Below are 4,872 nucleotides of genomic sequence, written 5' to 3' on the forward strand. Positions count from 1 at the left end.
GGGGGCGCCCTTGGCATCCCAGACCAGCGTCTCCACCGGGTACTCGTCCTTGCGGGTCATGGCGCCGATCTGCTGGACGATCACGGCCGAAGCAGCCGCCACTTCCGGGTTCCATGCGAACACGCCGACCCTGCCGTAGAACACGGCCGGCGCGTCGGCATCAAGGCGACGGTCCGGGCACATCACCAGGCCGCGGTCCCGCATGACCCGCAATGCGCCGACGGGCACGGCCTTGACCGTGGGCGTGGTGCGCTCGGTGCTGTGGCCGGGGCAGACATTGGCTGAGCGGGTCACCATGTCTTCGGCCACCTGCCGGTCGGACTGCGCGAATGTGGGCAGGGTCGCACCAGACAGGGCGAGCAAAGCGAAAGCGGACTTCCAATGCATGGGGTGAAAACTCCTTGTGGGGTAAAACTCCAAACCTTGCAGCCGCACTGGAGGGGGCGGCTGCGAAGGACGCGATCAGATCCTATCAACCCGGTCGCCGGGCGCTGCCCAGGGAGGGGACAGGGGCAGGCTCCCCCGCCCGCTCCCCCACCCCTGGCCTCACTTCACCAGCGCCAGCAAATCCTTGAAGGCCGGGTGTTCCGCCGTGCGCGCCCATTCGAAGATGACCATCTCCGTCGTAACCAGTTCGGCGCCCGCGCCGGCCAGGCGGTCAAAGGCGGCGTCGCGGTTGCGCTCGGTGCGGGAGCCGCAGGCGTCGGTCACCACGCACACGTCGAATTCGTCCTCCAGCAGGTCCAGCGCCGTCTGCAGCAGGCACACATGGGCCTCGCAGCCGGCGATCACGATGGCGCCAGGCTCTTCGGCCGTGGGCTGGGGTTTCTGCAGGTGCTTGGGCAGGCTGCGGGCGTTGCCGGCAGGCGGCTTCGGCTCGGGGCGCAACCATTCGCCCAGGCCTTCCTCGGCCGCGCTGAAATGCATCTTGGCCAGGGTCTTGCGGCACAGCGCACGCAGCGCCGGATCGTTGGGCCCCAGGCGCGAGGGGTTTTGCTCGGTGCCCCATACCGGCACCTCCATCAACTGGGCCGCCCGGGCCAGGCGCAGCGCGTTGGCCAGCACGGCCGGGCCTTCGAAAATGGCGGGCATCAGGCGTTCCTGGTAATCGACCAGGACGAGTTGGGATTCGGAGGCGTCGAGCAGCATGGGCGGGGTGCGCTGGGCAAAAGGTGAAAGATGCGGGGATTGTCGCAGCCGTGCCTGGCGCAGGTTCCTTGGGGGCGTGCGACGGGGGTGGACCGGCGCGGGAACGCCCGATCCGCCCAGTGGTAGTCAGCGCGTCAGGCGCAGCAGCCGGCCCTGGGGGCCATCGGTCAGCAAGTACAGCCAGCCGTCCGGACCCTGGCGCACGTCGCGGATGCGTTCGGCCAGGCCGCCGAGCAGGTATTCGTCGCGCACCACCTTGCCGTTCGCCAGCTCCAGCCGGTGCAGCCGGCTGAACTTGAGCGAGCCGATGAACAGGCTGCCCCGCCAGTCGGCACCGTAGCGGTCGCTGGTCAGGAAGGCCATGCCCGAGGGCGCGATGGACGGCACCCAGTAGTGCAGCGGTGGCTCCATGCCCGCCTTGTGCGTCAGCCCTTCACCGATCTTGCCGCCGCCATAGTTTTCGCCGTAGGTGACGACCGGCCAGCCGTAATTGCGGCCGGCCTGGGGCACATTGATTTCATCGCCCCCCTGCGGGCCGTGCTCGTGGATCCACAGCCGACCGTCCGGGGCGATGGTCGCGCCCTGCGGGTTGCGGTGGCCCCAGCTCCAGATTTCTGGCAGCGCGCCGGCGCCGGTCGGGTTGCCCGGACCTGGCGAACCATCGGGCTGCACATGGATGATCTTGCCCAGGTGGCCGTCGAGCTTTTGGGCGTCTTCCTTGCGGGAGGAGCGCTCGCCCACGGCCAGAAAGAGGGACCCGTCCCGGGCCTGCGCAATGCGGCAGCCGAAGTGCAGCGAGCTCTGCACCTTGGGCCGTTGGCTGAAGATCACCCGCACGTCGGTCAAGGCAGTTTCGCCGGGGGGCAGCACCGCGCTCGCCATGGCGGTGCTGTTGCCGGTCTCGCCCTGCGGCGCAGGCTCGGAGTAGCAAAAGAAGATGCGCCGGTTGCGTTCGAAATCCGCGTCGGTGACCACATCGAGCAGGCCGCCCTGCCCGCCGAACACGACCGGCGGCAGGCCGGACACGGGCGAATGGATCCGGCCATTGGCCTCGATCACCCGCAGACGGCCGGAGCGCTCCGTCACCAGGAACCGTCCGCCCGGAAGGAACGCCACCGCCCAGGGGTTGGCGAGATCCTGGGCCACAGTCACCGCCTGGCCTTGCGTCTTTGCTGCCTGCGGCACGACGGGACGAGCCGGTTGGGCGCGGGCCTCCACGCCGGACACCATTGCCGCAGCGCCAGATGTAACCAATAACAGCCCGTAAAAAAACAGAAGACAGAGAGCCAGATTTATCGAATTTCATACAGCGGAAATTTTGTAACACAAGGACCTGCCAGTCATCGCGTGCCCAGGGAAAAGTAGGACTCGCCGAATTTCGTTTCGAGAGGGAAGAGCATGCCACGCAGCCGCTTCATAGCCAAAAGCCATGGGGCTTTGGTTTTGCGACACTTTTTGCTAATGGAAGCCGGAACATGCGTGATAACCTCGCGCCCCATGTCTCGATGGATCTGCCTCTTGTTGCTGGCCTGCGCCAGCGCCCACGCCGCCCCCAACAATGCGCCCTCCGATGATTTAGACCGTCTTGTCCGCGAAAGGACGATGCTTTCGCAATTCCAGGAAGCCCGGCACAACGTGCAGGACAAGGCTGGAGAAGTCGTTGCCACGGCAATGGGATTTCTCGGCGTGCCCTACCGCCGGGGTGGCAATGACGTCGAAACCGGTTTTGATTGCAGCGGCTTCATCCGCACGATCTACGGCAAGGCGGCGGGCCTGGTGCTCCCGCGCCGGGCTGACCAGCAAGCGGCCGCCACCGAGAAGATCGAGAAGAAAGACCTTCAACCGGGCGACCTCGTCTTCTTCAACACCATGCGCCGCGCTTTCAGCCATGTGGGCATGTACGTGGGTGACGGCAAGTTCATCCACTCGCCCCGCAGCGGTGCGGAAGTCCGCGTGGAAGACATGGGCGCCTCTTACTGGCAGCGGCGCTTCAACGGCGCCCGCCGCGTGAGTACCGAAGACGGCGGCAAGGACGGCTCCGCCAACTGAGCGCTCTGGCGTGGTGCACCGCGTGCGCATGGTGAAGCCGCCTGGGCCTGTCAGGGTTTGATGACGGTCGTTGTTTCCGTGCTGCGAATGGGTTCGCCCACCACATTCACGGGACGGGCATCGGGATTGCGCAGCATTTCCTTGGCGGCAGCCATGTCGGCCTGGTAGCGCGCCCGGGCCTGTGATTCGCACGACTTGCGGGCACCCGCTTCACCCGCACGGCATTCTTCCAAACCCACTTTCAAACCACCGCCCGCTTCACGGATCGCGGTCTGATAGCGTTGCGCAGGGGTGGTGTCCGGCCGTGCGCCGCGATCCAGCGATGCCTGATCGCTCTGTGCGAGGGCCGTGGAGGGCAGCATGGCGCCCCCGGTGGCCGCGGCCAGCGCCAACACGGTGGCGGACAAGAAAGTGCGGGGGGATCGGATGGGCATGGGCTTTCCTTTCTTTTCTTGTGGGAGAGCCATGACCTTATCCAGCCCGCAATTCGCCAGGCGCGGGATTCACGCGCGTCGGCTTGTCGGCCGGCTCCCACACCCCGCACGCCGCTTACCCGCTGCCTGATCTTCCCCGAAACCCCCTATCTTCGGCCTGCAGCACAGTGCGCCTCGTCCGACATGGCGCCTTGGGGGCCGCCGGGTAGATTCGCCCTATCTCAACCAGAAAGTGCCTGCCCATGTTTTCCGTCCTCGGTGTTCTTCTCGTCGGTCTCGTGGTGGGCTTGCTCGCCCGTGCGCTCAAGCCAGGGGATGACAAGCTCGGCTGGATCATGACGGCGCTGCTCGGCGTGGCCGGGTCATTCCTGGCCACCTACATCGGACTCGCCATGGGCTGGTACCAGGAGGGCGAGCCAGCCGGCTGGATCGCCTCCATCCTGGGCGCGATGCTGCTGCTGGTGGTGTACAGCTTCTTCAAGAGCAAGAACTGAAAGGCGGCCGCCCCGTGGCGAAACGTGTTCCCAGCGCCTCGGCCCTGGCCGGCAACGACCCCGATCTGCTGGCAGCCGTGCAGCGCAGCCGGCGCCTGCTGCACCGGCGCGCACTGATGGCCGCCGCGGCGGGCACCGTGCCCATTCCGGGCCTCGATTGGGCGGTGGACGCGGCCTTGCTGTCCCGACTGGTGCCGCAGATCAATGCGGAGTTCGGCCTGACGCCCGAGCAGATCGACCGGCTCACGCCCCACAAGCGCGAGCAGGTGCAGAAGGCGGTCGGCCTCATCGGGTCGGCCTTGATCGGCAAGTTCGTCACCCGCGAGCTGGTGATCCGGGCCACCCAGGCCGTGGGCATGCGTCTTACGGCCAAGCAGGCGGCCAAATATGTGCCGCTGGCCGGCCAGGCCGTGGCGGCCGTCCTGGGCTACACCACGCTGCGCCTGCTCGGCGAGCAGCACCTGCGCGATTGCGTGGAAGTCGCCAAGGCGGCCCAACTCACCCTGCCGGCGCCACAGGCCGATTCGAAGCGCTGAATCCCCGCCCGGCGGCCCAGCATTCGAACGCGGCCGCTCGCCCGGCACAATGGCCGCCCATGCCGCCGCGCCCCCCCGCTGACTCCCCTCGCGCCAAGCGCCCTTCCGTTGCCTCGGCTGCGCGCGAGCACGCGATCGGCGCCTGGGTCTCCGCGCTGCAGCGCCGGGCCGATGCCGCCACGCTGGCGCGGCTGCCCACCCTGTCCGATG

At 67.4% G+C, this 4,872-nt stretch carries 7 protein-coding genes; 3 read left to right on the forward strand and 4 right to left on the reverse strand.

Annotated features, from left to right (window positions below; genetic code table 11):
• The 3 genes from AC27KI_RS18715 to AC27KI_RS18725 all read right to left on the reverse strand — a co-directional run.
• The coding region (locus AC27KI_RS18715; protein ID WP_487115218.1) for a hypothetical protein at positions 1 to 387 on the reverse strand (387 nt) is incomplete at its 3' end.
• A 159-nt stretch (positions 388 to 546) separates the two neighbouring features.
• Positions 547 to 1,149 carry an isochorismatase family protein gene (locus AC27KI_RS18720; protein ID WP_272569259.1) on the reverse strand — a complete coding sequence of 201 codons (603 nt, stop codon included), beginning with the start codon at positions 1,147 to 1,149 and terminating at the stop codon, positions 547 to 549.
• Positions 1,150 to 1,275: 126 nt separating this feature from the next.
• Positions 1,276 to 2,379, reverse strand: a complete 1,104-nt coding sequence (locus tag AC27KI_RS18725) for a PQQ-dependent sugar dehydrogenase (RefSeq protein WP_487089952.1) — start codon at positions 2,377 to 2,379, stop codon at positions 1,276 to 1,278.
• A gap of 267 nt (positions 2,380 to 2,646) precedes the next feature.
• Between AC27KI_RS18725 and AC27KI_RS18730 the strand changes: the two genes are divergently transcribed.
• Positions 2,647 to 3,198 (forward strand): C40 family peptidase, encoded by a 552-nt coding sequence (locus tag AC27KI_RS18730; protein ID WP_272569691.1) that lies wholly within the window; start codon positions 2,647 to 2,649, stop codon positions 3,196 to 3,198.
• A gap of 50 nt (positions 3,199 to 3,248) precedes the next feature.
• On the opposite strand, the gene AC27KI_RS18735 is transcribed toward AC27KI_RS18730, so the two are convergent.
• Positions 3,249 to 3,605 (reverse strand): hypothetical protein, encoded by a 357-nt coding sequence (locus AC27KI_RS18735; protein WP_317358257.1) that lies wholly within the window; start codon positions 3,603 to 3,605, stop codon positions 3,249 to 3,251.
• A 269-nt stretch (positions 3,606 to 3,874) separates the two neighbouring features.
• Between AC27KI_RS18735 and AC27KI_RS18740 the strand changes: the two genes are divergently transcribed.
• Both AC27KI_RS18740 and AC27KI_RS18745 read left to right on the forward strand, forming a co-directional pair.
• A complete protein-coding gene (locus tag AC27KI_RS18740) occupies positions 3,875 to 4,126 on the forward strand; it encodes a GlsB/YeaQ/YmgE family stress response membrane protein (protein ID WP_272569255.1) in 252 nt (83 codons plus the stop codon).
• A 14-nt stretch (positions 4,127 to 4,140) separates the two neighbouring features.
• On the forward strand, positions 4,141 to 4,662 hold the full coding sequence (locus AC27KI_RS18745) for a hypothetical protein (RefSeq protein ID WP_487089951.1): 522 nt from the start codon (positions 4,141 to 4,143) through the stop codon (positions 4,660 to 4,662).
• Positions 4,663 to 4,872 lie beyond the last annotated feature (210 nt).

This window comes from Acidovorax sp. KPB24-03 (assembly GCF_057546605.1).

Excerpts from the sequence above, each read along its gene's own strand:
- AC27KI_RS18730 (WP_272569691.1), top strand. The coding sequence starts at position 2,647 with ATGTCTCGATGGATCTGCCTCTTGTTGCTGGCCTGCGCCAGCGCCCAC.
- AC27KI_RS18740 (WP_272569255.1), top strand. The coding sequence starts at position 3,875 with ATGTTTTCCGTCCTCGGTGTTCTTCTCGTCGGTCTCGTGGTGGGCTTG.
- AC27KI_RS18720 (WP_272569259.1), bottom strand. The coding sequence starts at position 1,149 with ATGCTGCTCGACGCCTCCGAATCCCAACTCGTCCTGGTCGATTACCAG.
- AC27KI_RS18725 (WP_487089952.1), bottom strand. The coding sequence starts at position 2,379 with ATGGTGTCCGGCGTGGAGGCCCGCGCCCAACCGGCTCGTCCCGTCGTG.